Annotated in this window: 17 protein-coding genes and 1 pseudogene; 11 read left to right on the top strand and 7 right to left on the bottom strand. The window is 67.7% G+C overall.

The genetic code is table 11. The annotated features are described in order from the left end of the window. Positions 1-159: 159 nt before the first annotated feature. Positions 160-2694 carry a Cache 3/Cache 2 fusion domain-containing protein gene (locus IFT65_RS18770; protein WP_249405206.1) on the top strand — a complete coding sequence of 845 codons (2535 nt, stop codon included), beginning with the start codon at positions 160-162 and terminating at the stop codon, positions 2692-2694. A gap of 162 nt (positions 2695-2856) precedes the next feature. Then, entirely contained in the window at positions 2857-5157 is a 2301-nt protein-coding gene (locus tag IFT65_RS17305) for a TonB-dependent receptor (protein ID WP_192082624.1), read from the top strand. A 75-nt stretch (positions 5158-5232) separates the two neighbouring features. On the opposite strand, the gene rnd is transcribed toward IFT65_RS17305, so the two are convergent. After that, positions 5233-6306, bottom strand: coding sequence for a ribonuclease D (gene rnd, locus IFT65_RS17310; protein ID WP_192082626.1), 1074 nt, complete (start codon positions 6304-6306; stop codon positions 5233-5235). A 245-nt stretch (positions 6307-6551) separates the two neighbouring features. Between rnd and IFT65_RS17315 the strand changes: the two genes are divergently transcribed. Next, positions 6552-8270 (top strand): formylglycine-generating enzyme family protein, encoded by a 1719-nt coding sequence (locus IFT65_RS17315; RefSeq protein ID WP_342029550.1) that lies wholly within the window; start codon positions 6552-6554, stop codon positions 8268-8270. Positions 8271-8326: 56 nt separating this feature from the next. After that, positions 8327-9220, top strand: a complete 894-nt coding sequence (locus IFT65_RS17320) for a M48 family metallopeptidase (protein WP_192082630.1) — start codon at positions 8327-8329, stop codon at positions 9218-9220. A gap of 61 nt (positions 9221-9281) precedes the next feature. Here the strand turns inward: IFT65_RS17320 and xseA are convergent, their stop codons facing one another. Together xseA and queG are read right to left on the bottom strand one after the other, a co-directional pair. Further along, the gene (gene xseA / locus IFT65_RS17325) at positions 9282-10625 is read right to left on the bottom strand and encodes an exodeoxyribonuclease VII large subunit (protein WP_192082632.1); all 1344 of its coding nucleotides are present in this window, start codon (positions 10623-10625) and stop codon (positions 9282-9284) included. 57 nt (positions 10626-10682) lie between these two features. After that, positions 10683-11753 carry a tRNA epoxyqueuosine(34) reductase QueG gene (gene queG, locus IFT65_RS17330; RefSeq protein ID WP_192082635.1) on the bottom strand — a complete coding sequence of 357 codons (1071 nt, stop codon included), beginning with the start codon at positions 11751-11753 and terminating at the stop codon, positions 10683-10685. 23 nt (positions 11754-11776) lie between these two features. Here queG and IFT65_RS17335 point away from each other — a divergent pair, with 23 nt between their 5' ends. The 6 genes from IFT65_RS17335 to IFT65_RS17360 all read left to right on the top strand — a co-directional run bounded on the left by IFT65_RS17335 (position 11777) and on the right by IFT65_RS17360 (position 19515). After that, complete coding sequence (locus tag IFT65_RS17335) at positions 11777-13264, top strand: NAD(P)H-hydrate dehydratase (protein WP_192082637.1); 1488 nt, start codon at positions 11777-11779, stop codon at positions 13262-13264. Then, complete coding sequence (gene tsaE, locus IFT65_RS17340; RefSeq protein ID WP_192082640.1) at positions 13257-13739, top strand: tRNA (adenosine(37)-N6)-threonylcarbamoyltransferase complex ATPase subunit type 1 TsaE; 483 nt, start codon at positions 13257-13259, stop codon at positions 13737-13739. Before IFT65_RS17335 ends, tsaE begins: the two co-directional genes overlap by 8 nt. Before the next feature lie 80 nt (positions 13740-13819). Then, positions 13820-15451 (top strand): N-acetylmuramoyl-L-alanine amidase, encoded by a 1632-nt coding sequence (locus IFT65_RS17345; protein ID WP_192082642.1) that lies wholly within the window; start codon positions 13820-13822, stop codon positions 15449-15451. Between the two features lie 253 nt (positions 15452-15704). Continuing rightward, positions 15705-17594 (top strand): DNA mismatch repair endonuclease MutL, encoded by a 1890-nt coding sequence (gene mutL / locus IFT65_RS17350; RefSeq protein WP_192082644.1) that lies wholly within the window; start codon positions 15705-15707, stop codon positions 17592-17594. Positions 17595-17647: 53 nt separating this feature from the next. Beyond that, complete coding sequence (locus IFT65_RS17355) at positions 17648-18568, top strand: DUF1684 domain-containing protein (protein WP_192082645.1); 921 nt, start codon at positions 17648-17650, stop codon at positions 18566-18568. A 20-nt stretch (positions 18569-18588) separates the two neighbouring features. Continuing rightward, positions 18589-19515: a TraB/GumN family protein gene (locus tag IFT65_RS17360; RefSeq protein ID WP_192082655.1), complete on the top strand. Its 927-nt coding sequence runs from the start codon at positions 18589-18591 to the stop codon at positions 19513-19515. A gap of 117 nt (positions 19516-19632) precedes the next feature. On the opposite strand, the gene phaR is transcribed toward IFT65_RS17360, so the two are convergent. From phaR to gluQRS, 3 genes and pseudogenes are all read right to left on the bottom strand, one after another. Continuing rightward, a complete protein-coding gene (phaR, locus tag IFT65_RS17365) occupies positions 19633-20208 on the bottom strand; it encodes a polyhydroxyalkanoate synthesis repressor PhaR (RefSeq protein WP_249405208.1) in 576 nt (191 codons plus the stop codon). Between the two features lie 215 nt (positions 20209-20423). Next, positions 20424-21164, bottom strand: coding sequence for an acetoacetyl-CoA reductase (gene phbB, locus IFT65_RS17370; protein ID WP_188326804.1), 741 nt, complete (start codon positions 21162-21164; stop codon positions 20424-20426). 19 nt (positions 21165-21183) lie between these two features. After that, positions 21184-22099: pseudogene (gluQRS, locus tag IFT65_RS17375) on the bottom strand (tRNA glutamyl-Q(34) synthetase GluQRS); the annotation flags it as partial. Positions 22100-22192: 93 nt separating this feature from the next. Between gluQRS and htpX the strand changes: the two are divergent. Then, complete coding sequence (gene htpX / locus IFT65_RS17380) at positions 22193-23068, top strand: protease HtpX (RefSeq protein ID WP_192082649.1); 876 nt, start codon at positions 22193-22195, stop codon at positions 23066-23068. Positions 23069-23210: 142 nt separating this feature from the next. Here the strand turns inward: htpX and IFT65_RS18550 are convergent. Further along, positions 23211-23520 (bottom strand): hypothetical protein (locus IFT65_RS18550; RefSeq protein WP_206756819.1); only part of this gene is annotated, 310 nt, incomplete at its 5' end.

The following is a 23520-nucleotide window of genomic DNA, read 5'->3' on the forward strand; positions in this document are numbered from 1 at the left end:
GATGTAACCGGTTACACGGCTATTTCGATTCCGATCAACGGCTTGCAGATAAATCGCGGGGTTCCTTGGATCGATCCAAGGCTAAAGAGGACCGAATTGGTGCCGATAGAAGTGTGACGTGCAACACGCGCCTTCCCCTTCCAACCAAAGTGCCTCTCGATGACGACTTCTGCCGCCACCGGTTCCACGATGTCCATTTCCAGCCGCCTGGCGCTTCTGCTCGCCGCGATCACGGCCACGGCCTTCATCCTGCTCGCCCTGCTGATCTACCGGCAGACAGCAGCCAGCTACCAGCAGCGGGTAGAGGCCGGACTCACCACATCGGCCAGCCTGATGCGCGACTCCGTGGCGCTGTATGACCGCAGCCTGGGTGAGAGCACACGCCATATGGCCGAGTTGTTCCGCAGTGCGTTGCCGCCCGGCGATCCGACGGTCGACGCCGAGCAGCGTGTCGAGGTGGCCGGCCAGTCCGCGCCGCAGCTGCGCTTCGGCGCTACGCCGCTGGCCCTGGATGACGCATCGGTGGACCGCTTTGCCTCCTCCACCGGCGGCGTCGCCACCATCTTCGTGCGCGAAGGGGATGACTTCATCCGCGTGGCGACCTCGCTGCGCAATGCGGCGGGCGAGCGTGTGCTGGGCACCAAGCTGGACCACGCCCATCTGGCCTACCCGAAGATCATGGCCGGTGAGTCCTTCAGCGGCCCGGCGCATCTGTTCGGCACCGATTACATGACGTATTACATGCCGATGAAGGACGCCGCAGGCGAGGTCGTCGGCATCGCCTTCGTCGGCCAGGACCAGTCGGCCGGCCTTGCCGCCCTCAAATCCAGCCTGCGCGAATCTACCCTGGGCCGCGAAGGCTACTTCATGGCGGTCGACACCCGCCCGGGCGAAAGCTTCGGCAAGGTGATCGCTGCGGCTGCCGGAGAAGGCACCGCACTCAGCGAGCGGGTGGCTGTGGAGGACCGCCCCGTGCTGCAGGCCCTGCTGGAAGGCCGCGAGGCCTCGGCGACGCTGCGCCTGCGCACCGCCGATGGTGCCGGCACGCGCGACTATTTCGTTTCCGCGCAGGCGCATGGGCCGTGGCGCTGGATGGTGCTGGGGCTGGAGCCGGTATCGGTCCTGCAGGACGTGCTGCGCACGCTGCTGCTGCAGATCGCCGGCATTTCCGCACTGGCCCTGCTGGCGGTGATCGCGGCCACCGTGCTGGCCATGCGCCGCCTGCTGGGACGCCCGCTGCAGGAGGCCGAACAGGTCGCTGTCGATGTGTCCGCCGGGCGTCTGGACCGCCACATCCCGCAACGCCGTGCCGACGAGGTCGGACGCCTGCTGGCGTCGATGCGGCGCATGCAGTCCACCCTGCGCGCCGTCTCCGCCGCGCAGGACCAGATGGCGCAGCAGCATACCGACGGCACCATCAGCTATCGCATAGATGCCGCCCCGTTCGAGGGCGCCTTCCGCAGCATGGTGGAAGGCACCAATGCACTGGTGGATTCCCATGTACGCACCAAGCTGGACATGGTCGAGCTGGTGCAGCAGTACGCGGCCGGTGACCTGTCTGCGTCGATGGCCGAACTGCCGGGTGAAAAAGCAAAGATCAGTACGGCCGTCAACGGCGTGCGTTCACGGCTGCTGTCCATCAACGGTGAGATCAAGCGCCTGGTCGCGGCCGCGGCGGCCGGTGACTTCAGTGCGCGCGGTGATGCGCAGGCGTTCGAGAATGATTTCCGCGAGATGGTGGAAGGCCTCAACACGCTCATGACCACCGCCGACCACAACCTGTCGGCGCTGTCGGACCTGCTGCGCAACCTGGCACGTGGCGACCTGCGCAGCCGCATCGAAGGCGATTTCCAGGGCGTGTTCGCCGAGATGCGCGACGATGCCAATGCCACGGTGGACAGCCTGGGCGGCATCATTGCCGGCATCCAGCGCTCGGCCGACGGCGTATCGGCGGCGGCGGCGGAAACCGCAGCCGCCAGCGAAGACCTGTCGCGGCGTACCGAACAGCAGGCCGCGAACCTGGAGGAGTCGGCCGCGTCGATGGAAGAAATGACGGCGGCCGTGCGGCAGAGCGCCGATCATGCCGCGCGCGCGGACCGGTTGGCGCTGCAGGCATCGGCCGTAGCGACCCAGGGCGGGCAGGCGGTATCGCAGGTGGAGCAGACGATGGCGCTGATCGAGGCGTCGTCGCGGCGGATCGCCGATATCACCACGGTGATCGACGGCATCGCGTTCCAGACCAACATCCTGGCACTCAACGCAGCGGTGGAGGCCGCCCGCGCCGGCGAAGAGGGACGGGGCTTCGCCGTGGTGGCCAGCGAGGTGCGCACCCTGGCACAGCGTTCGGCGCAGGCCGCGCGCGAGATCAAGGGCTTGATCGATGATTCAGTGGAGCAGGTGGGCACGGGCACCACGCTTGCCGCGCAGGCCGGGCAGACGCTGCAACAGGTAGTCGCCGCAGTGGATGAGTTGGGTGGTGTGATCGGCGGCATCGCCGCCGCCTCGCGCGAGCAGGCCGCGGGCATCGAACTGGTCAACCAGAGCATCGTGCAGATGGACGGGGTGACCCAGCAGAATGCCGCGCTGGTGGAGGAAACCTCCGCTTCCGCGCAGGCGATGACGGCGCAGGCGCAGGCCCTTCGCGAGGCGACCGCACGTTTCATGCTGGCGCGCGGGAGCATGGCGGCGGCGTAGTTCCGGCACGACAGGCAGCGCCGCGCCCTGCGCGGCGCCTTCAGGGGGGACGGGCTTGCCACCAAATTGAAACGCAATCGCCATACTGTGCGCCTGCGCGCTTTGATTTCCTCATCCGCCCGGCTCGCGCAGGCCGCACGGACGCTCACTCGAATCCTCTCCATGCACCCCAATTACCGATCCTTCCGTCGCCACCCGCTGGCGCTGGCCTGCGCTGCATTGTCACTGGGCATGGCGGCACCGTCTTTCGCCCAGCAGGCCGGCGGGGCCCCCAGCGCCACGGCGCTGGACGCCATCACCGTGACCGCCGAGCGCCGCGAGCAGAACCTGCAGGAGGTGCCCGTATCGGTGGGCGTAGTGCAGGGCGAGAAGCTGCGCGACTACACCGCCGGTGGCGATGACACCCTGCTGGCGCTGTCCGGCCGCGTGCCGAGCTTCTATGCCGAAACCACCACGGGCCGCATCTTCCCGCGCTTCTACATTCGTGGCCTGGGCAACATCGACTTCTACCTGGGTGCCTCGCAGCCGGTATCCATCATCCAGGATGACGTGGTCCTGGAGCACGTGGTGCTGAAGTCCAATCCGGTTTACGACGTGGACCAGATCGAGGTGCTGCGCGGCCCGCAGGGCACCTTGTTCGGCCGCAACACCACCGCCGGCATCGTCAAGTTCGACACCATCAAGCCCAGCCAGGATCCGAGCGGGCGCGTCAATGCCAGCTACGGCACCCACAACAGCGTGGCCGTCGATGCCGGCTTCGGGGCGCCGATCAACGACATCGCGGCGTTCCGCGTGTCGGCGCTTTACCAGCACCGCGATGACTACGTCGACAACACCTACACCGGCTCCAGTGCGGATGGCACGGTAGCGCCGCGCAAGAACGCGATGGGGGGCTTCGACGATCGCAACGTGCGCGCGCAGCTGCTGCTGACCCCGACCGACGCGTTCTCGGTGCTGGCCTCGGCCCATGCGCGTGATTACGAAGGTACCTCCACGCTGTTCCTGCGCAATGCGATCAGCAAGGGCTCCAACCAGCCCACCGCGCCGCGCGATCGGGTGGCGTATGACGAGGCCGCCAACAATCCGCAGGCGTACAAGACGTACGGCGGATCGGTGAAGGCCACCTACGATTTCGGCAATGTCGAGCTGACCTCGATCACCGCCTACGAAACCACCTCCGGCTACAGTCGTGGCGACACCGATGGCGGTGCGGCGGCCAACTTCCCGGTCAACGGCGTGCCCAACGGCTTTGGCCAGTCGATGGGCCAGGTGCGCGACCTGGACCAGTGGACCCAGGAAGTACGGCTGGCCAGCGTCGGAGAAGACCGCCTGAAGTGGCAGGTCGGTGCGTTCTACTTCGATGGCCGTGACACTACCGATTTCTACCAGCGGGCGTGGTTCCTGCAGGGTGCGGCGCGCAACCCGAACAACTGGGTGCGCCTGCGCAATACCAATACGTCCTTCGCGGGCTTCGGCCAGCTCAGCTATGCCGCTACCGACAAGCTGACCCTCACCGCCGGCCTGCGCCAGACCCGTGACGAAAAGCGCACACGCCTGTTGAAGACCGCCGATACGGCGGCCGGCCTGGTCACCTATCGTGGTCGCACCGACGTGGAAATGAGCGACACCACGCCCAGCTGGGACCTCAGTGCGATGTACCAGATCAACGACCAGGTGGGTGTCTACGCCAAGGTCGCGCGGGGCTTCCGCGGCCCGACGATTCAGGGGCGCTCGGCGGTGTTCAACTCGGACTTCACCACCGCCGAGTCGGAAACCATCCTGTCCTGGGAAGCTGGCGTGAAAAGCAGCCTGTGGGACAACCGCCTGCGCCTGAACGCTACGGCCTTCACCTACGCGGTCAACGATATCCAGCTCAACGGCAACGATTCGGACGGCAACGGCGTGCTGTTCAACGCCGACAAGGCGCGTGCCTACGGCCTGGAGGCGGACATGGAGCTGCGCCCGATCCCGAACCTGACCCTGAGTGCCGGCCTGAGCCTGCTGCACAGCGAGATCCAGGACGACCGCGTGTATGCACAGGTCTGCGCCCTGAACGGCGTGGTGGTGTGCACGGTGGCCGACCCGACGATCAAGGTGGGGGCCAACACGTTCGCGCAGATCAACGGCAATCCGCTGCCGAACGCGCCGAAGTACGGGATCAATCTCGCCGCGCGCTACGACATCCCCCTCAACGACGCCGACACGCTGTTCGTATCGACGGACTGGAACAAGCAGGGCTACACCAGCTTCGTGCTGTATGACTCGGCGGAGTTCAATTCCAAGGGCGACTTCGAAGGCGGCCTGAAGCTGGGCTACTCCGGCAACTACGGCGCGTACGAAGTGGCGCTGTTCGCGCGCAACATCACCAACGAGAAGAACCTCAAGGGTGTGATCGAGAACTACATGGCTGCGGTGTACAACGAGCCGCGCACCGTCGGCGTGTCGTTGAACATGAACTGGTAACGGATGACCGGCAGTGACGGCCGCTGGCCGTCACTGCCACTGCTTGACGGCCAGCGGCCGTCACTACCGGGTTCGTCAGGGCAGCAACGGCTGCAGCTTCGGCTCCAGCACCTGCTGGCGCCAACCGGCCAACGGGGCAGGCCAGGTGCGGCGTTCCAGGTAGCTTTCCAGGTGCTTGCGCGATGCCAGCACGCCGTCCGGCAGGTCCAGTTCGCGGCTGCATTCGGCAACGGCATCCTGCAGTTTCTTCAGCGCCTGTTTGTTGGTGTCGGTGGCCGGCAGGATCCGTGGTGCCTCCGCTTCATCTGCCAGCGGGGTATTCAGTGCCTGCCATACCGCACCGGCCAGCTTGCGCGGCGCCTTCGGGAACTGGTCGAACAGCCGGCCCAGTGCCGCTTCGTCGACAGGCGGGACGCGTGCCAGCGTGGCCGCCAGCTCGTTGTCCAGGATCCAGCTGCGCGGGCGATCGCTTGCGCGGGCCTGCACGTCACGCCAACGCAGCAGGCGCAGCAGCCGATGCTGGGCAGCCACATCGAGGAACTGCGCAGAGCGCATGCCCAGGTGCGGCCAGAGGTCTTCGTCGTTGGCCACGCTGGCCAGCAGGCGCTCGCCGTCGTCAGCCAGCCACTGCAGGCGACCCTGTGCCTCCAGCTTGGCGCTGATGGCATCGTGCAGGGCGAACAGGTGCTCCACATCGTCGGCGGCGTACTGCAGCTGGGAGTCAGACAGCGGGCGGCGCATCCAGTCCGAGCGGGTCTCGCCCTTCGCCAACGCCACGCCGGTGATTTCCTGCACCAGCTTCTGGTAGCCCATGCCACCGCCGATGCCCGCCAGTGAGGCGCCGATCTGGGTATCGAACAGTGGTCGGGGCAGGGCACCACAGGTGTGCTTGAACGCCACCAGGTCTTCGCTGGCGCTGTGCATCACTTTCACGATGGAGGTATCGGTGAGCCACGGCGCAAGGGCCTCGGCCATGCCGGGGGCGAGCGGATCGATCAGCAGGATCTCTTCGCCGACCGCCATCTGCACCAGGGCCAGTTGGGGCCAGAAGGTGCGTTCGCGGATGAACTCGGTATCCAGGCCGATGCGGGTGGGGCGCTGCGCATGGCGCGCCTGCAGGTCTGCGGGGGTGGTGATCCAGATTGCCACGGGGCGTTCGACTTCTCGCGTTTGCTCAGGCAGGGGAGAATAGCCTAACGTCGGCCGTCACCCCCGGCATGAAGGAGATGGTTTTGCGTTTGCCGCGCCTGCCCCTGCTGTTGACCGCCCTGTGGCTGCTGGGCGCGACCGGCTGCGGAGAGCCACCACCGCCCCCGGCGCAGACGCCGCCGGGCAAGGCCGCACCGCCCGCCCCGGCGCCGGATGCGCAGGAGGCCAGCAGCGGCACGGTCACCATAGGGGGCGAGGACGAAGCCGAGACGGTGCAGCGTTGGACGCCGCCGTCGGTACAGATCGATGCCGCCGATCGCGCTGCGGCGCGCCGGGCCGCCGATGCGGCGCTGCGTGAGGGGCGCCTGTACGAATCCGCCGAGGATGCCATTCCGATCTGGCTGGCGCTGCTGCAACAGGATCCGGACGACCGTCGTGCGCGGCAGGGACTGCAGCGTGCACGTGGTGCGTTGCTCGCGCAGGCCGATGCGCTGTTGGCGCAGCCGCTGCAGCAGCGCATGGCCCTGGCCGAAGCCACCCAGCTGGCGCTGGTCCTGATGACCATCGCGCCCGATGATGAAAAGGTGCGCGCGCTGCAGCAGCGTGTAGAGCGTGCTCAGCGTGTCGTGGCCTTCAACCGCGCGGGCGAGGATGACCTGCGGGCCGGGCAGATCGGCGAAGACGGCGACGGCGCGATCGTCAATTTCCGCGAGGCACTGGCCTTGGACAAAGACAATGGACGCGCCCGCCAGGGTCTCGCCGCGGCGGAGAGCGGGCTGATCGGCCGTGCCGAGCGTGCCGCCCGGTCAGCGGACTTTGCCGCTGCTGGGCGCTGGCTTGCCGAGGCGAGCAAGGTCCATGACGCGTCCCCCACCATTTCCGACGCCTTCGAGCGGATCGAGGCGATCCGCGCCGCCACGCTGGCCACGCTGCGCGACCAGGGCCTGCGTGACCTGGTCACCCCGCAGGGCCTGAAGCCGGCACGGGAGAAGCTGGAAGCCGCGATGCGCATCGCGCTGCCCGGTGACCCGGCGGTAGCCTTGCTGCGCGAGCGCATTGAACTGGCCACCCACTACGGGAGCTTCCGCCCGGGGCAGGTGTTCAGCGACGCGCTGCGGGATGGGGGGCGCGGGCCGCAGATGACCGTCGTGCCGCATGGCGGCTTCCAGATGGGCGCCGGGCCGACCGAGCCTGGTGCCACCGATGCCGAACGCCCGTCGCATTATGTCCGCTTCGAGCGCGGCTTTGCGATGGCGATCACGGAGGTCACGGTGGACGATTTTGCGCGCTTCGTGAAATCGGCCAATGCACGTCCGCGCGCAACCCGGCGCGGCCATTCCATCGTCTATGACGAGCGCAGTGGCAACTTCATCCGCCGCAGCGGCGTGGACTGGCAGTCCGATTACGATGGCGGCCGCGCGTTGGCCAACCAGCCGGTGATGCACGTCAGCGTGCGCGACGCAGAAGCCTATGCGAGCTGGCTGAGCGAACAGACCGGCCGCTCGTATCGCCTGCCCAGCGAAGCCGAGTTCGAGTATGCAATGCGTGCGGGCAACGCCGGGCGCTATCCCTGGGGCGATGGCGGGAAGCCGCCGGAGGACTCGGGCAACTTCACCGGCAGTCTGGACGTGTCGCCGTCCGGTCGACGCTGGGCGAATGCGTTCATCGGATACGGCGACGGGTACTGGGGCGCGGCGCCGGTGGCAATGTTCAAGCCGAACGCCTGGGGCCTGCATGACATGGCGGGCAACCTGAGCGAGTGGGTGGCCGACTGCTGGCACGCCAGTTACCGCCGCGCGCCCGCCGATGGCGCGGCCTGGTACAACCCGGGCTGCCGGGCACGCGTCATACGCGGCGGCAACTGGGCCAACTCGCCTGAACAGACCCGTGCGGCATGGCGGCAGTCCCAGGATTCGGACACCACCAGCGCGCGTATCGGCTTCCGCCTGGTGCGCGGCATCTGAGCTAGGATGGCGGCATTCCCGCCCGTTCCGGCGGGTCTTGGCCAGGACGCTCGGTGATGCGCAACGATCCCTTTTCCCGATCCCCGCAGCAGCGTCCGCGTCGCGGCCTGTTCGGCAACATCCGCTGGTGGGTGCTGCTGGCCTTCGCCGGTTACGCGGCGTTCTACTGGTTTTCCAACCGCACGGTGGATCCGTACACCGGCGAATCGGTGCTGATCGACAGCGCGCTGGATGCCGATCAGGAAAAGGCCCTCGGTCTGCAGGCCTACCAGCAGATCCTCGCGCAGGAGCGGCCGCTGGATCCCAACGCGCCGATGTCGCGCGACGTGCGTGACATCGCCCAGCGCCTGATCGCCAAGGTCGACGTGGTGGAAACGGCGCTGGCGCAGGAACACGGCCTGCAGCCGGGTCATTTTTCGCGCGGGTTTGATTGGGAAGTGAACGTCATCGAGTCCGAGCAGGCCAATGCGTTCTGCCTGCCCGGCGGCAAGATGGCGGTCTACACCGGGCTGGTACCGGTCGCGCAGACGCGCGATGCCATGGCCGTGGTGATGGGCCATGAGATCGCCCACGCATTGCTGCGCCATGGCGCACAGCGCATGGCGCAGCAGAAGCTGACCCAGATCGGGCAGATGGCCGGCGCAGCCAGCGGCATGGACCCGCAGCAACAGCAGATGGTGATGGCGGCGATGGGCTACGGTTACCTGCTGCCGTATGCGCGTGGCCATGAAACACAGGCCGACGAAGTGGGCCTGATGCTGGCGGCGGCCGCGTGTTTCGACCCGCGCGAAGCTGTGCCGCTGTGGGAACGGATGGGGCAGGCCAGCGGCGGCCAGTCGCAACCGGAGTTTTCCTCCACCCATCCCAATCCCGGCACCCGTATCCAGAACCTGCAGGCGCTGATGCCCAAGGCGATGGAATACCGGCAGACGTTCTGCGAACAGAAATGACCAGGTAGTGACGGCCGCTGGCCGTCGATCCTTGGCGTCGATCCCGGCCTTCGACCCGGACTCACCGCTTTACGGCGGTCACCTGCACATCCAGCACGCCGTCGCCCACGCGCGCCTGCAGCGCGTCGCCGGCCTGCACCTGCTCCACGCTGCGTACCAGCGTGCCATCGTCATGGCGGGTCAGAATGCTGTAGCCACGCGCAACAGTCGCCAGCGGGCTGACCGCCTCCATTGAACGCGCAAGTCCCCGCAGGCGCAGCGCGTCGCGCTGCAGTTGGCGCTGCATTGCCGCATCCGGACGCCCGCGCAGTGCGAGCAGTCTCTGGCGCAGGGCATCAAGCTGGCGCTGCGGGTGATGACCGCGCAGCACCGCGGATGCGTGGCGCAGACGCGCCGTGCGCTGGTGCCGCTGCTGCGCTGCTACCGCCTGCAGGCGCCGCCCCAGGTCGGCATGGCGACGTTGCAGCAACTGCAGGCGGGCCTGTGGACTGCATGCATTCAACCGCAGCATCAGCCGGTCCGCGCGCTGCATGGCCTGCGTCATCGTCTGCCGGTGCAGCTGCTGCAGGCGCGCGGCATCACGGCGCAGGCGTCGCGCCAGGTCCTGCTGGTCAGGAACCAGCAGCTCGGCCGCCACCGACGGCGTGGGCGCGCGCAGATCGGCGGCGAAGTCGGTCAGGCTGAAGTCGGTTTCGTGGCCGACCGCCGACACGACCGGCGTGGTGCTGGCGGCCACCGCACGGGCCAGCGCCTCGTCATTGAACGCCCACAGGTCTTCCAGCGATCCGCCACCGCGGGTCAACAGGATCACGTCGTAGCGACCACTGGCATCGGCTGCCTGCAGAAGGCGGGTGATCTGCGCTGCTGCCGTCGCGCCCTGCACCAGGCTGGGCAGTACATCCACCTGCAGCAGCGGGAAGCGGCGGGCGAGCACGCTGACCACGTCACGCACCGCCGCTCCGGTGGGCGAGGTGATCACCGCCAGCCGGCCGACGTGTGCGGGCAACGCGCGCTTGCGTTCGCTGGCGAACAGCCCTTCGGCTTGCAGCCGCGCCTGCAGTTCCTCGAACGCACGGCGCAGGGCCCCTTCGCCAGCTTCCTCCATGTGATCGAGCACCATCTGGTACTCGCCGCGCGCGTCGTACAACGTCACCCGGCCACGCACCAGCACGCGCATGCCCTCGCGCGGCACGAAGCGCAGCGCGCTGGCTTTCATGCGGAACATCGCCGCGCGCAGCTGCGCCCGCGCATCCTTCAGCGTGAAGTACATATGGCCTGATGACGGCCGCGCCACGCTGCCCAGTTCGGCCTCCACCCAGATGGCCGGGAAGCTGCCTTCCAGCAGGTCGCGCGCCAGCGTATTGAGCTGGCTGGGAGTAAGCACATCGATGCTGCGTTGTTGCATGGGAATCACGGACCAGCGCGGATCAGGCGCTCATGGTCGCACGTCACCCCGTGTGGATCATCCCGCGCCGTGCTGGGCCAGCGCCCAGTGCACGTGTTCGCGCACCATCTCGGATGGGTCGGCTGCGCGTGTGCGCAGGCTGTCCACCACCGGCGCGGAGGTGGGCGCATTGCCCAGCGCGACGGCGATGTTGCGCAGCCAGCGCTGGTGGCCGCTGCGACGGATCGGGCTGCCTTCGGTACGCTGCAGGAACTCCGCTTCGTCCCAGGCAAACAGGTCGTCCAACCGCGCTCGGTCGAGATTGTTGCGGGCACGGAAATCGGCTTCGTCGGTACGTTTGGCGAACTTGTTCCAGGGGCAGACCAGTTGGCAATCGTCACAGCCGTAAATGCGATTGCCGATCAGCGGACGCATGTCCTCTGGTATCGCACCGTCATGCTCGATGGTCAGGTAGGAAATGCAGCGGCGCGCGTCCAGCCGCTGCGGCGCGATGATCGCCTGGGTAGGGCAGACCTCGATGCAACGGGTGCAGGTGCCGCAGTGCGCACTCGCAGGCGTATCGATGGGCAGCGGCAGGTCGATGTAGATCTCGCCCAGGAAGAACCACGAGCCGCCGTTACGGTCGATCAGGCAGGTGTGCTTGCCGATCCAGCCCAGCCCCGCATTGCGGCCCAGGGCGCGCTCCAGCACGGGCGCCGAATCCACGAAGACGCGGAATCCCAGCGGGGCGACCTCATCGCTGATCTGGGTTGCCAGCTTCTGCAGCCGGTTGCGCATCAGCTTGTGGTAATCACGCCCCAGTGCATAGCGCGCCACATAGGCGCGGCCCGGGTCGGCCAGGGTCGCCCAGGCTTCGGTGTCATCTTTGTGGCTGTAATCCATGCCCAGCGAGATCACCCGGACGGTGCCCGGCAGCAACTCGGCAGGGCGCGCGCGCAGGGTGCCGTGGCGGGCCATCCAGTCCATCGTGCCGTACAGGCCCTGGCCCAGCCAGTCCGCCAGATGCGCTTCGTCTTCGGCCAGATCGACGCCCGCGATGCCACAGCGCTGGAAGCCATGCGCGCGGGCGAGGGCGCGGATGCGCTGTACGGCCAGGTGGGGATCGACGGGGGCAGGGGCGGGGGACATGGGGGCAAGTATAGAATCCCTGCATGCATGAGCTTTCCGATCTGTTCGATTCCGCTGCGGCCCGTTCATTGGACGCGCGCGCTTCCGCCATGGCGGGCGACGATGGCCAGACGCTGATGGCGGCGGCTGGACACGCCGCCTGGCAATGCCTCATGCAGCAGTGGCCGGAAGCGCGGCACGTCTGCGTGGTGGTCGGCGCAGGCAACAACGGCGGCGATGGCCTGGTGCTGGCCCTGCATGCGCTGCAGGCCGGGCACCACGTAACGGTGATGGGGCTGAGCGGAAAGCCGCCAGCGACCGCCCTGGCTGCGTGGGCGGCGTCCGCGTTCTTCGAAGCAGGCGGTGTGATCAACGCGTTTTCCGGCTCGTTACCCGTGTCTGACGTGCTGGTGGATGCGTTGTTCGGCATCGGCCTGCAGGACGCGCCCCGCGCCGATGCCGCCGCGCTGATCGAGGCGATGAACGCGCATCCGGCCCCGGTATTCGCGCTGGACGTGCCCAGTGGCGTGGACGCCGACCGCGGCAGCGCGCCCGGTGCAGCGGTGCGCGCGACGCTGACGCTGCAGTTCATCGTGGCCCACCGTGGGCTTTATACAGGGGACGGACTCGAGCACGCCGGCGAACGCAGGCTGGCGCCGTTGTCGGTGCCCGACAGCGTGCGTGCCAGCGTGCCGGCGGCTGCGGCGCTCTGGCACCAGGACCGGGCGGCTGCGTTGCTGCCCCCACGCCGCCTCAACGCCCACAAAGGCAGTTCGGGTCACGTGCTGTGCGTGGGCGGGAATCACGGCAGCGGTGGCGCGCTCCTGCTGACCGCGCATGCAGCGCTGCGAGCGGGTGCGGGCCTGGCCAGCCTCGCCACGCGGGCCGAGCACGTGGCGGCGGCCCTGGCCCGCCTGCCCGAAGCGATGTGTCACGCCGTGGACAGCGACGCGGCACTGCAGGACGTGTTGCAACGCGCGAGCGTCGTCGCGATCGGCCCCGGCCTTGGCCAGGACGACTGGGCGCGCGCCCTGTGGCGTGGCGTGCGTGACAGCGGCAAGGCGCTGATCGTGGATGCCGATGCACTGAACCTGCTCGCGCAGGATCCGCAGCCCCTGCCGCAGGCCGTTCTGACCCCGCACCCCGGTGAGGCGGCACGCCTGCTGCACTCGACGACGGCGGTGGTACAGGCCGATCGCTTCGCCGCCGCCGCTGCGTTGGCCGACCGCTTCCACGCCGTTGTGGTGCTGAAGGGAGCAGGCAGCCTGGTCGCCGCGCCCGGTCGGTGCCCTGCGGTGATTGCCGCCGGCAACCCCGGCATGGCCGTGGGCGGCATGGGAGACCTGCTCACCGGCATCATCGCTGCCCTTCGTGCGCAAGGCCTGGAGCCCTTCCCTGCGGCGGCGGGCGGCGCCCTCCTGCATGGCCTGGCCGGCGATGTCGCGGCACGCGACGGCGCGCGGGGCCTGCTTCCCACTGATCTGCTGGCGCCCCTGCGCCGGCTCTGCAACCCGGAACCGCGTGATGTTTGAACTGTATCTTCCCGACCCTGACCACACCGACCTGCTCGGTGCGGCGCTGGCCACCACGCGCCCAGCCCACGCGCTGTTGGAACTACAGGGCGACCTGGGAGCGGGCAAGTCCACCACGGCCCGCGCCCTGCTGCGCGCGCTGGGCGTCACCGGCGCCATTCGCAGCCCGACCTATACGCTGGTGGAGCGCTACCCATTGGCCGACGGCCGCGAGGCGTGGCACATGGATCTGTACCGGATCGGTGGCGCCGGCGAACTGGATTTCCTGGGCCTGGACGACGACGTCGCATCGCTGTGGCTGGTGGAATGGCCCGAACGCGGTGCAGGCTCGCTGCCACTCACCGATCTGCGCGTCGAGCTGCGCATTGAAGGGGCCGGGCGGCATGCCCGTCTCATTCCGCTGAGCGATTCAGGTGAAGGCTGGGTGACGCGTTTGCGCGAGCAGGATCAGTTGCGTGTCCTTTCTGTCGATTAACCAGAACAAACCGATGAAAGTTACGGATTATTAAGGGAAAAGGTTTGCATTTCGTTCAGCGCAGTGATTGAATCCTGAGCATGCGATCTGGACCCCTCTCTCTTGCCGTCTGTGCCGCCATCGGTTTCGCTTTGGCGAACGCAGCCGCGTGGGCGGGCGAGATTCATCAGGTTCGGCTGGACACCGGCTCTACCGGCACGCGCGCCGAGATCGCGCTGGCGGGCAAGGGCGGCTACAAGACCATCGCCCTGTCCGCGCCGAACCGGCTCGTGGTCGACTTTCCGGATTCCAGCGCGGTGCGGGGGTTGAAGCTGCCTGCCGCGCAGGGCGTGGTCACTGCCGTGCGTACGGGCCAGCCCGTGCCGGGCACGTTCCGTGTGGTGTTTGATCTGGCCGACAACGTGGCACCGTTCAAGCCGCAGATGGTCCAGCAGGGCAACGAGTCGAAGCTGGTCATCGAATGGCCAGGCGACGCGCCGGGCAGCACGTCTGCGCCTGTGGCGTCGGCTGCGCCGACCCCGGCACCGGCACCGGCACCGGCCCCTGCGGCCACGGTTCCCGTTGCAGGCACCGTCACCCCGGCACAGTCGCGCAGCGATGCCGCCCGGGCCACGGCCCTGTTGACCGCGCAGGTACAGCAGCAGGCGAGCGCCACGGCGGCCGTCTCCGCCGCACCGGCGCCGGTACCCACTGCCGCGACCGCCAACGTGGTCGCGGCTGGCACCACCGCCAGCAGCGGCACCGCCGCCGCATCGCCGGCTGCCATTCTCGCCGGCCAGCCCACCGGCCAGCGACCGCCCAATACCACCATCGCCGGTACGATGCCGACCCGCACCGGCGCGGCCGCGGCCGCCGTGGCCACTGCACCGCCTGCACCCACCCCGGAAGCCGCACCACCGCCGCGCCCGGCGATGCCGAGCGAGGCATCGCGTGTGCGCATGCAGGCGGGCATGCGCCCGCTGGTAGTGGCGATCGATCCGGGCCACGGTGGCCAGGATCCGGGTGCCGTCGGACCCAGTGGCAAGCGTGAGAAGGACATTACCCTGGCGGTGGGCCGTGAACTGGCGCGCCAGGTCAACGCCATGCCGGGGCTGAAGGCCTACATGACCCGCGACAGCGACGTCTTCATCCCGCTGCCGATGCGCGCGCAGAAAGCACGCGCTGCGAAAGCGGACATCTTCATTTCGATCCATGCCGATGCCGCGGAAAACCGCGCAGCACGCGGTTCGTCGGTGTACGTACTGTCGACCAAGGGCGCGTCCTCGCAACGCGCCCGTTGGCTGGCCGACAAGGAGAACGCGGCGGATCTGATCGGTGGCGTCAGCCTGCAGCGTACCGAAGGCACGCTCGCGAACGTGCTGCTCGACCTGGCACAGAGCGGCTACATGAAGGCATCCGAAGATGCGGCCAGCCACGTACTGGGTGGTCTGAAGCGCATCGGCAACAACCACAAGCCGAACATCGAGCGCGCGAACTTCGCGGTGCTGCGCACCTCGGACATGCCAGCGATGCTGGTGGAAACCGCGTTCATCTCCAACCCGGACGAAGAGCGTCGGCTGATGGACCCGGCCTACCAGCGCAAGATCGCCGCAGCGGTGCTGGACGGTGTCAATGTGTTCTTTACCCGCCAGCCGCCCCCGGGCACGCTGTACGCCGCACGCGCACAGGCGGAAATGGAAGCAGCCAGCACCGTCGCCGGCGGCAGCAAGTAACGCCCGACAACGCCGGTAGCGCCGAGCCACGCTCGGCGAGCGCGCAGCGCGGCCCGCGTCAGGCATCCGCACCCCCGGTAGCGCCGAGCCACGCTCGGCGAGCGCGCAGCGCGGCCTGCGTCAAGCATCCGCACCCCCGGTAGCGCCGAGCCACGCTCGGCGAGCGCGCAGCGCGGCCTGCGTCAGGCATCCGCTATCATCACCAGATGAAGTCAGATCTCCGTTTCCCCTCTTTTTCGTTCCCGCCCGCATCATGCCGCCGGGGGCCTGCGTGAGCGCCACCATCCGGCCCTTGCCGGACATCCTGATCAACCAGATCGCCGCCGGCGAAGTCGTCGAGCGGCCGGCATCGGTGGTCAAGGAACTGGTCGAAAACGCGATCGATGCCGGTGCGACCCGGGTGGACATCGACCTCGAAGAAGGCGGTGTGCGGCTGATCCGCATCCGCGATAACGGCAGCGGTATCGCGGCCGATCAGTTGGCGTTGGCCGTGTCGCGCCACGCCACCAGCAAGATATTCAGCCTCGACGACCTGGAAGCCGTGGCCACGCTTGGTTTCCGGGGGGAAGCCCTGCCGTCGATCGCCTCGGTCAGTCGCTTCACCCTGTCCTCGCGTCGCGCCGATGACGAGCACGGTGCCGCGCTGCAGATCGAAGGCGGCAAGCTGGGCGAAGTAATGCCGCGCTCGCACGCACCGGGCACCACGGTCGAGGTGCGCGAGCTGTTCTACAACGTGCCGGCGCGGCGCAAGTTCCTGCGCGCCGAGCGCACCGAGCTGGGCCACATCGAAGAATGGCTGCGTTCGCTGGCGCTCGCCCGCCCGGACGTGGAACTGCGCGTGTCGCACAACGGCAAGGCCTCGCGCCGGTACAAACCGGGTGATCTGTATTCCGATGCGCGCATCGGCGAAACACTGGGCGAGGACTTCGCCAATCAGGCGGTGCGTGTCGATCACAGTGGCGCCGGCCTGCGCCTGCACGGTTGGATCGCCCAGCCGCATTACTCGCGCGCCAGCACGGATCAGCAGTACCTCTATGTCAACGGCCGCTCGGTGCGCGACCGCAGCGTCGCCCATGCGGTGAAGATGGCCTATGGCGATGTGCTTTTCCACGGCCGGCAGCCGGCGTACGTGCTGTTCCTGGAGCTGGACCCCACCCGGGTGGACGTCAATGTGCATCCCGCCAAGCATGAGGTGCGTTTCCGTGATGCGCGCCTGATCCACGACTTCGTCTACCGCACGTTGAAGGACGCGTTGGCCGACACCCGCGCTGGCATGTCGGTGCAGGAGATCGGTGCTGGCGGCGGTGCGGCCATCGCAACAGGCGCGCCGCTGCAGCAAGGCGCAGGGTGGGGCCTGGCGCGGAGTGGATCGGGCGCTGGCGGCGGCTCCTGGGGATCGCAGCAATCACCGCTCGGCCTGCAGGTCGCTGATGCGCCGGCCGCCTACGCTGCCTTGTATGGCGGGCCTGCGGAGCCGGGTATGGGCCAGCAGGGCGACACGATGCTGCAGACCCGTTCCGGCGAATACGGTCTGCCGGTGACCAGCGCCGACGCGGGCGTGCCGCCGCTGGGGTACGCGATCGCACAGTTGCACGGTATCTACATCCTGGCGGAGAACGCCGAAGGCCTGATCGTGGTGGACATGCATGCCGCCCACGAGCGCATCGGCTACGAGCGGTTGAAGACCGCGCACGATGGGATCGGCCTGCACGCGCAGCCGCTGCTGGTGCCGATCACCTTGGCTGTGGGGGAGCGCGAAGCGGACACCGCCGAACGCGAAGTCGATACGCTGGTCGCGCTGGGCTTCGACATCACCCGCGCCGGTCCCGGCGCGCTGCATGTGCGCAGCATTCCCGCGCTGCTGGCCAACGCCGAGCCGGAAGGACTGCTGCGCGATGTGCTGGGCGACCTGCGTGAGCACGGGCAGTCGCGCCGCATCGCCACGGCCCGCGATGAGCTGCTGTCCACGATGGCCTGTCACGGTGCGGTACGTGCCAATCGCCGGTTGACGGTGCCCGAAATGAACGCCCTGCTGCGCGACATGGAGATCACCGAGCGCTCGGGGCAGTGCAACCATGGACGCCCGACCTGGGCGCGTTTTTCACTGGCAGAAATCGACCGCTGGTTCCTGCGCGGTCGTTGAAGGGGGCGGCAATGGGGATGCAGCAGAAGGGGAGGCCGCGGGGAGTGGCGTCCATGGCGGTCATCGCGATGGCGATGCTTCTGGCGGGGTGCGGCGGCAAGGGACCGGAGCCGGCTGCCGCAGTGCCGGACGATCCCGCGTTCGCCGCACAGCAACAGCAATGGCGCATGCAGCGTTACACCGAGCTCACCGCCGCTGACGGCTGGACCGCCCTGGTCGGACTGCATTGGCTGGAACATAAAGCGCACTACATCGGTCGCGGGCCCGGCAGCGGCATTCGCCTCGCCGTCGGTCCAGACAAGCTGGGAATGGTCAGCCGGCAGGGCGATCGCTGGTCATTCACACCCGAGCGCGGGGTGGCGCTGAGCGTGGACGGCAAGCCCCTGTCGGGGCGCATCGCCTTCAACAGTGACCACGACGCGCAGCCCACGCGCATCGCCTTCGACCAAGGTAAAGGCCAGCTCAGCCTCATCCATCGCGGTGAACGCTTCGCGCTGCGCATCAAGCACGCCGAGGCGGCATCGCGCACGGGCTTCACGGGATTGGAGTACTGGCGGGGAGGTGCTGACTGGCAGGTGCGTGCCCGGTTCCTGCCGCACCCCCCCGGCCGCACCCTGCCGATCGTGGACATCACCGGCCTGACCACCGCCATGCCCAACGCCGGCACGGTGACCTTCGAGCGCGACGGGCAGGCCTATCGGCTGGAGGCGATAGCCGAACCCGGCGCGCCGTTGTTCCTGATCTTCGCCGACCGGACCAGTGGCCACGGCAGCTATCCCGCCGGACGCTACCTGGATACCGACGCGCCGGGGGCGGACGGCCATGTCCTGGTGGATTTCAACCACGCCTACAATCCCCCCTGTGCGTTCACCCCTTTCGCGACCTGTCCGCTGGCGCCACCGGAGAACCGGCTGGACCTGCGTGTCGAGGCGGGCGAGCGCGCTTACCACCTGCCCAAGGAGAGTGCTGAGTGAAGCGACCTGTTTCCCGCTGGATGAGTGCATCGCTGCTGATGTTGGCTGCCTGCTGCAGCATAGGCGCGGTAGCGGCCCCGGCAACAGCAGCAAAGCCTGCCGGCACCACCCGGCCAGCCCCGCCCGTGCCGTTGCTGTGGAAGGTGACCGGCGCAGGCGATGCGCGGCTCTACCTGCTGGGTTCGTTTCACCTGTTGCGCGCTGACGACTACCCGCTGGCGGCGGAGGCGGACAACGCGTTCGACGCCGCGAACCGCGTGGTCTTCGAGCTGTCGGCGGCGGATATCGAGTCGCCCGATCTGGCGAAGAAGATGGTGCAGGCCGCCGTGCGTACCGACGGCACGGAGCTGCGCAGTGACCTGGGCGATGCGACCTGGGCGAAGCTGCAGGACTATGCGACCAAGCACCCGCTGCCGCTTGCGCAGATGCAGGGCATGAAGCCCTGGTTCGTGGGCGTGAGCATCAGCATCGGGCAGATGCAGGCGATGGGCCTGGATCCTGCGCTTGGGCTGGACAAGCACTTCATGGAGCGCGCGGCAAAGGCCGGAAAGCCGATTTCCGGCCTGGAGAGCATCGACACGCAGATCGCGGTGCTCGCCGGCATGAGCATCACCGAGCAGCGGCAGATGGTGGAAGAAGCGCTTGAACTGTCGGACAAGGGCAATGCGGAGATCCGCGCGCTGCACGACGCGTGGCGGCGCGGTGACGATGCCCTGATGTGGAACCGCATGGCGGTGGACATGAAGCGCCAGTACCCGCAGCTCTACCAACGCATCAACACCGATCGCAACGACGCTTGGCTGCCCAAGCTGCAGCCATACCTGCAGGCGGGGCAGGGCGGTACCCTGGTGGTGGTGGGCACCCTGCATCTGTTGGGCAGTGATGGCGTGGTCGAGAAGCTGCGTGCCAAGGGCTACAAGGTGGAGCGGGTGCGCGCCAAGCGCTGAGCTGCTGGCGTGTAACCCGCAGCGCCGACGTCAGTCGACGTCGCCTGCTGCGTGATGGCCCCACGAAAAACGGCGCGCCTGCCAGGGCGCGCCGTTCGTATCTGCGCAGCGGAGTTGTCAGCGACCGCGCGGCTTGCTGCCCGTCGGGCCAGGCGCTTCACCGGGCTTGTGCGCGGTGGGGCCGGAGGACTGGCCCGGACGCGGGCCCAGGCCGGGGCCGGGATTCGGTGCGGTGCCGCCCGGACGCGGGCCACCAAAGCCGGTGCCCATGCTGCGCTGGAACTCCTGCCAGAGTTCCAGGTTGCGCTCGGTCAGCTGGTTCATCATGGCCCAGGGCGTCTGGCCCAGCAGGTTGCCCATCTGCTGGCGGAACTGCTGCTGCTGGTCGAGGAACACCTGCATGCTGCGCTCCAGGTAATTGCCCATGAAGCCCTGCAGGGAATCGCCGTAGAAACGGATCAGCTGGCTGAGCAGCTGGGTGGAGAGCATCGGCTCACCGTCCTGCTCCTGGTCGGCGATGATCTGCAGCAGGACCGAACGGGTCAGGTCGTTGCCGGTCTTGGCATCGCGGACTTCAAAGTCCTCGCCATCCAGGATCAGCTGGCGCACATCCTCTATGGTGATGTAGCTGGAAATCTCGGTGTCGTAGAGACGGCGATTGGGATACTTCTTGATGATGCGTGTAGCAGCCATGAAGCAAGCACTCGTCACAATAGATGCGCAGCATGGCGCAGCGCAGCAGCTGTTGCAACGGCCGAATGCCCCTCAAACGTGCCGGATGCGTCTAACAATGTTGCGCAACAAGGGTTTTCATGTTGCGCAACATTTCATGCCCGTTGCCACGGCGGCCGGCCCCATGGCGGGCCCCATGGCGGGCCACCTGCCGCTGCGCGGCGGGCATCCCCGTGTCACCAGCCCATGTGATGGCCGCCGTTGATGTCCAGGTTGCTGCCGGTGATCCATGCCGCCTCTTCGGCTACCAGGAAGGACACGCCGTACGCGATCTCCCCGGGCTTGCCCAGCCGCCCCGTGGGGATGTCGGCAATGATCTTTGCCCGCACTTCCTCGGGTACGGCCATCACCATGTCGGTGGCCACGTAACCGGGCGAAATCGTGTTGACAGTGATGCCGAACCCAGCATTCTCGCGCGCAAGCGAGATGGTGAAGCCGTGCATCCCGGCCTTGGCGGCTGCATAGTTGGCCTGGCCGTACTGGCCCTTCAGTCCGTTGATCGAGCTGATCTGGATGACCCGGCCCCAGCCGCGGCGGCGCATGCCCTCGATGACCGGGCGGGTGACATTGAACACCGAGTTGAGGTTGGTGTTGATGACCTCGTGCCACTGCTCGGCGCGCATGCGGTGGAAGGTGGTGTCGCGGGTGATGCCTGCGTTGTTGACCAGGATCTCCACCGGGCCCAGTTCGGCCTCGACCGCCCGCACCATGGCCTCTGCGCTGTCCGGGGTGGAAACATCACCGGGAAAGATGCCGATCGACAAGCCGCGCGCTGCCATGGCGGATTGCCAGGCCAAGGCTTTTTCATGGTCACGGTAATTGGTGGCGACCCGGTGGCCCTGGTCGGCCAGGCGTTGGCAGATGGCCGTGCCGATGCCGCCGGTACCACCGGTGACCAGTGCGACGCGTGGAGTCATGCTGCGCTTCCGATTCAGGAGGGGAAAGGGGATTCTGCATGATCAGCGCACCGCGTGCGCCTTCAGGTCAGCAGAATATCGTGATCGGGAATCCGCCCGGCATCGAACGCCGATGCTGCGCGCCGCAGCAGATCATCCCGATCCGTTGCATCGAAAAGGGCCTCGGGTGCCTGGCCGAGCAAATGCCAAAACTGCCTCAGTACGGGGACAGGGTCGCCTGCGTCCACCGGCAGTGCGGCATCTGATTTGGACAGCTTGCGGCCGTCTGTACCCAGCAGCAGCGGCAGGTGCGCATAGCGCGGGGTGTGCAGTCCCAGCGCGCGCTGCAGGAGCACCTGCCTTGCCGTCGACTCGAGCAGGTCGGCACCACGGACTACGTCGGTGATGCCCTGCGCCGCATCGTCCACCACGACGGCCAGTTGATACGCCCAGCAGCCATCTGCCCGGCGCAGCACGAAATCGCCGACCTGCGTATGGACGTCCTGCTGCTGCGGTCCACGCACGGCGTCGTTGAACGTCACCACGCTGCCAGGCGGCACGCGCAGGCGCACGGCGGGGTCCGGTCGCGGTCGGCGGCTGATGCAGCGATGGTGGATGCCGCCGTTGGCGGCCAGCTCGGAGCGGCTGCAGTGACAGATGAACGCCTCGCCGCGGGTCAGCAAGGCATCCAGGGCCTGCTGATAGGCCAGGGCGCGCTGGCTTTGCCAGAGCACGGGGCCATCGCTGCCCAGGCCGAAATGATCCAGCACGCGCAGCTGCGCCTGGGCTGCTCCGACGACGGTACGAGGGGGATCCACATCCTCGATGCGCACCAGCCAACGGCCCCCGGCGTGGCGAACGGACAGCCAGCCAGCGAACGCCGCCAGCAGCGATCCGGTGTGCAGGGGGCCGGTAGGCGAGGGCGCGAAGCGGCCGCAGTGAATAGGGGGCGTCATGGAGGCTGAATCGTCGGTCAGGTTGGCGCTTGAATTCAAGCTGAAGTCACCGCAGATTGAGCGTCGACATCCTCATCAGAGCTTACCTTCCCCATGTTCAGTCGTATTGGCTTGTTCCTTCTGACCAACCTCGCAGTGCTGGTGCTGGCCGGTATCGTGATGTCGGTGCTGGGGGTCAACCCCAACCAGATGAGCGGCCTGCTGGTGATGGCCGCGATCTTTGGCTTTGGTGGTTCCTTCATCTCTTTGCTGTTGTCCAAGTGGATGGCCAAGCGCTCCACCGGCGCAGTGGTGATCACCGAGCCGCGCAACGAAACCGAGCGCTGGCTGCTGAAGACTGTGGAGCGCCAGGCGCGCGAAGCCGGCATCGGCATGCCGGAGGTGGCGGTGTACGACGGTCCGGAAATCAACGCGTTCGCCACCGGTGCCAATCGCAACAAGGCGCTGGTCGCCGTGTCCACCGGCCTGCTGCACAACATGAGCGAGGACGAGGCCGAAGCGGTACTGGGCCATGAAATCGCCCACGTGGCCAACGGTGACATGATCACCATGGCCCTGCTGCAGGGGGTGTTGAACACCTTCGTGATCGTGCTGGCCCGTGTGGTCGGCGGCGTGATCGACAGTGCGATGTCGGGCAACCGCGAAGGCGGTGGGCGGGGCATCGGGTATTACGTGATCGTGTTCGTGCTGGAAATGGTCTTCGGCATCTTCGCCACGATGATCGCGATGTGGTTCTCGCGTCACCGCGAGTTCCGTGCGGACGCGGGCGGGGCGCAGTTGGCCGGTCGCCAGAAGATGATCGCGGCGCTGGAGCGTCTGAAGGCCAATCATGGCCAGAGCACACTGCCCACGCAGGTGGCGGCCTTCGGCATTGCCGGCGGCATCGGCCAGGGCATGCGCAAGCTGATGCTGAGCCATCCGCCGCTGGATGAGCGCATTGCCGCACTGCGTGCTTCTACCGCGGTCTGAGGCGGGTTGGTCGAACGGGTGAGCCCCCCTCGCGGGTGGCTGCTGCGAAAAGCGGATTACGTGTTAGGGGCCGGGCGGTGGGGCTGGGCGGGGGACGGCAAAAGCCGCTCCTGCGTGCCTCGTTTCGCGCCATCCATGGCGCTCAACGCCCCCGACCAGCCCCACCGCCCGGCCCCCTGACAGGTTCCGTGGCCGCCAGCCGCGTGATGAAGAAAAAGGAAAAGCGGTAGCGCCGACCCATGGTCGGCGAGCGCAGCGGGCCGTTGGCGGGAACATTCCGCCGAGCACGGCTCGGCGCTACCCATGTCGGCATGCCCGACGGCTCCTTGGCCACCAGGGACCTGCCGATCCTGCTGTTGCACCGGACGACCAGCCAGATGTTGAAGCGGTAGCGCCGCCCCATGGTCGGCGAGCGCAGCGGGCCGTTGGCGTGAACATTCCGCCGACCATGG

Source organism: Stenotrophomonas sp. CFBP 13725 (assembly GCF_014841935.1).
GTDB lineage: Bacteria > Pseudomonadota > Gammaproteobacteria > Xanthomonadales > Xanthomonadaceae > Stenotrophomonas.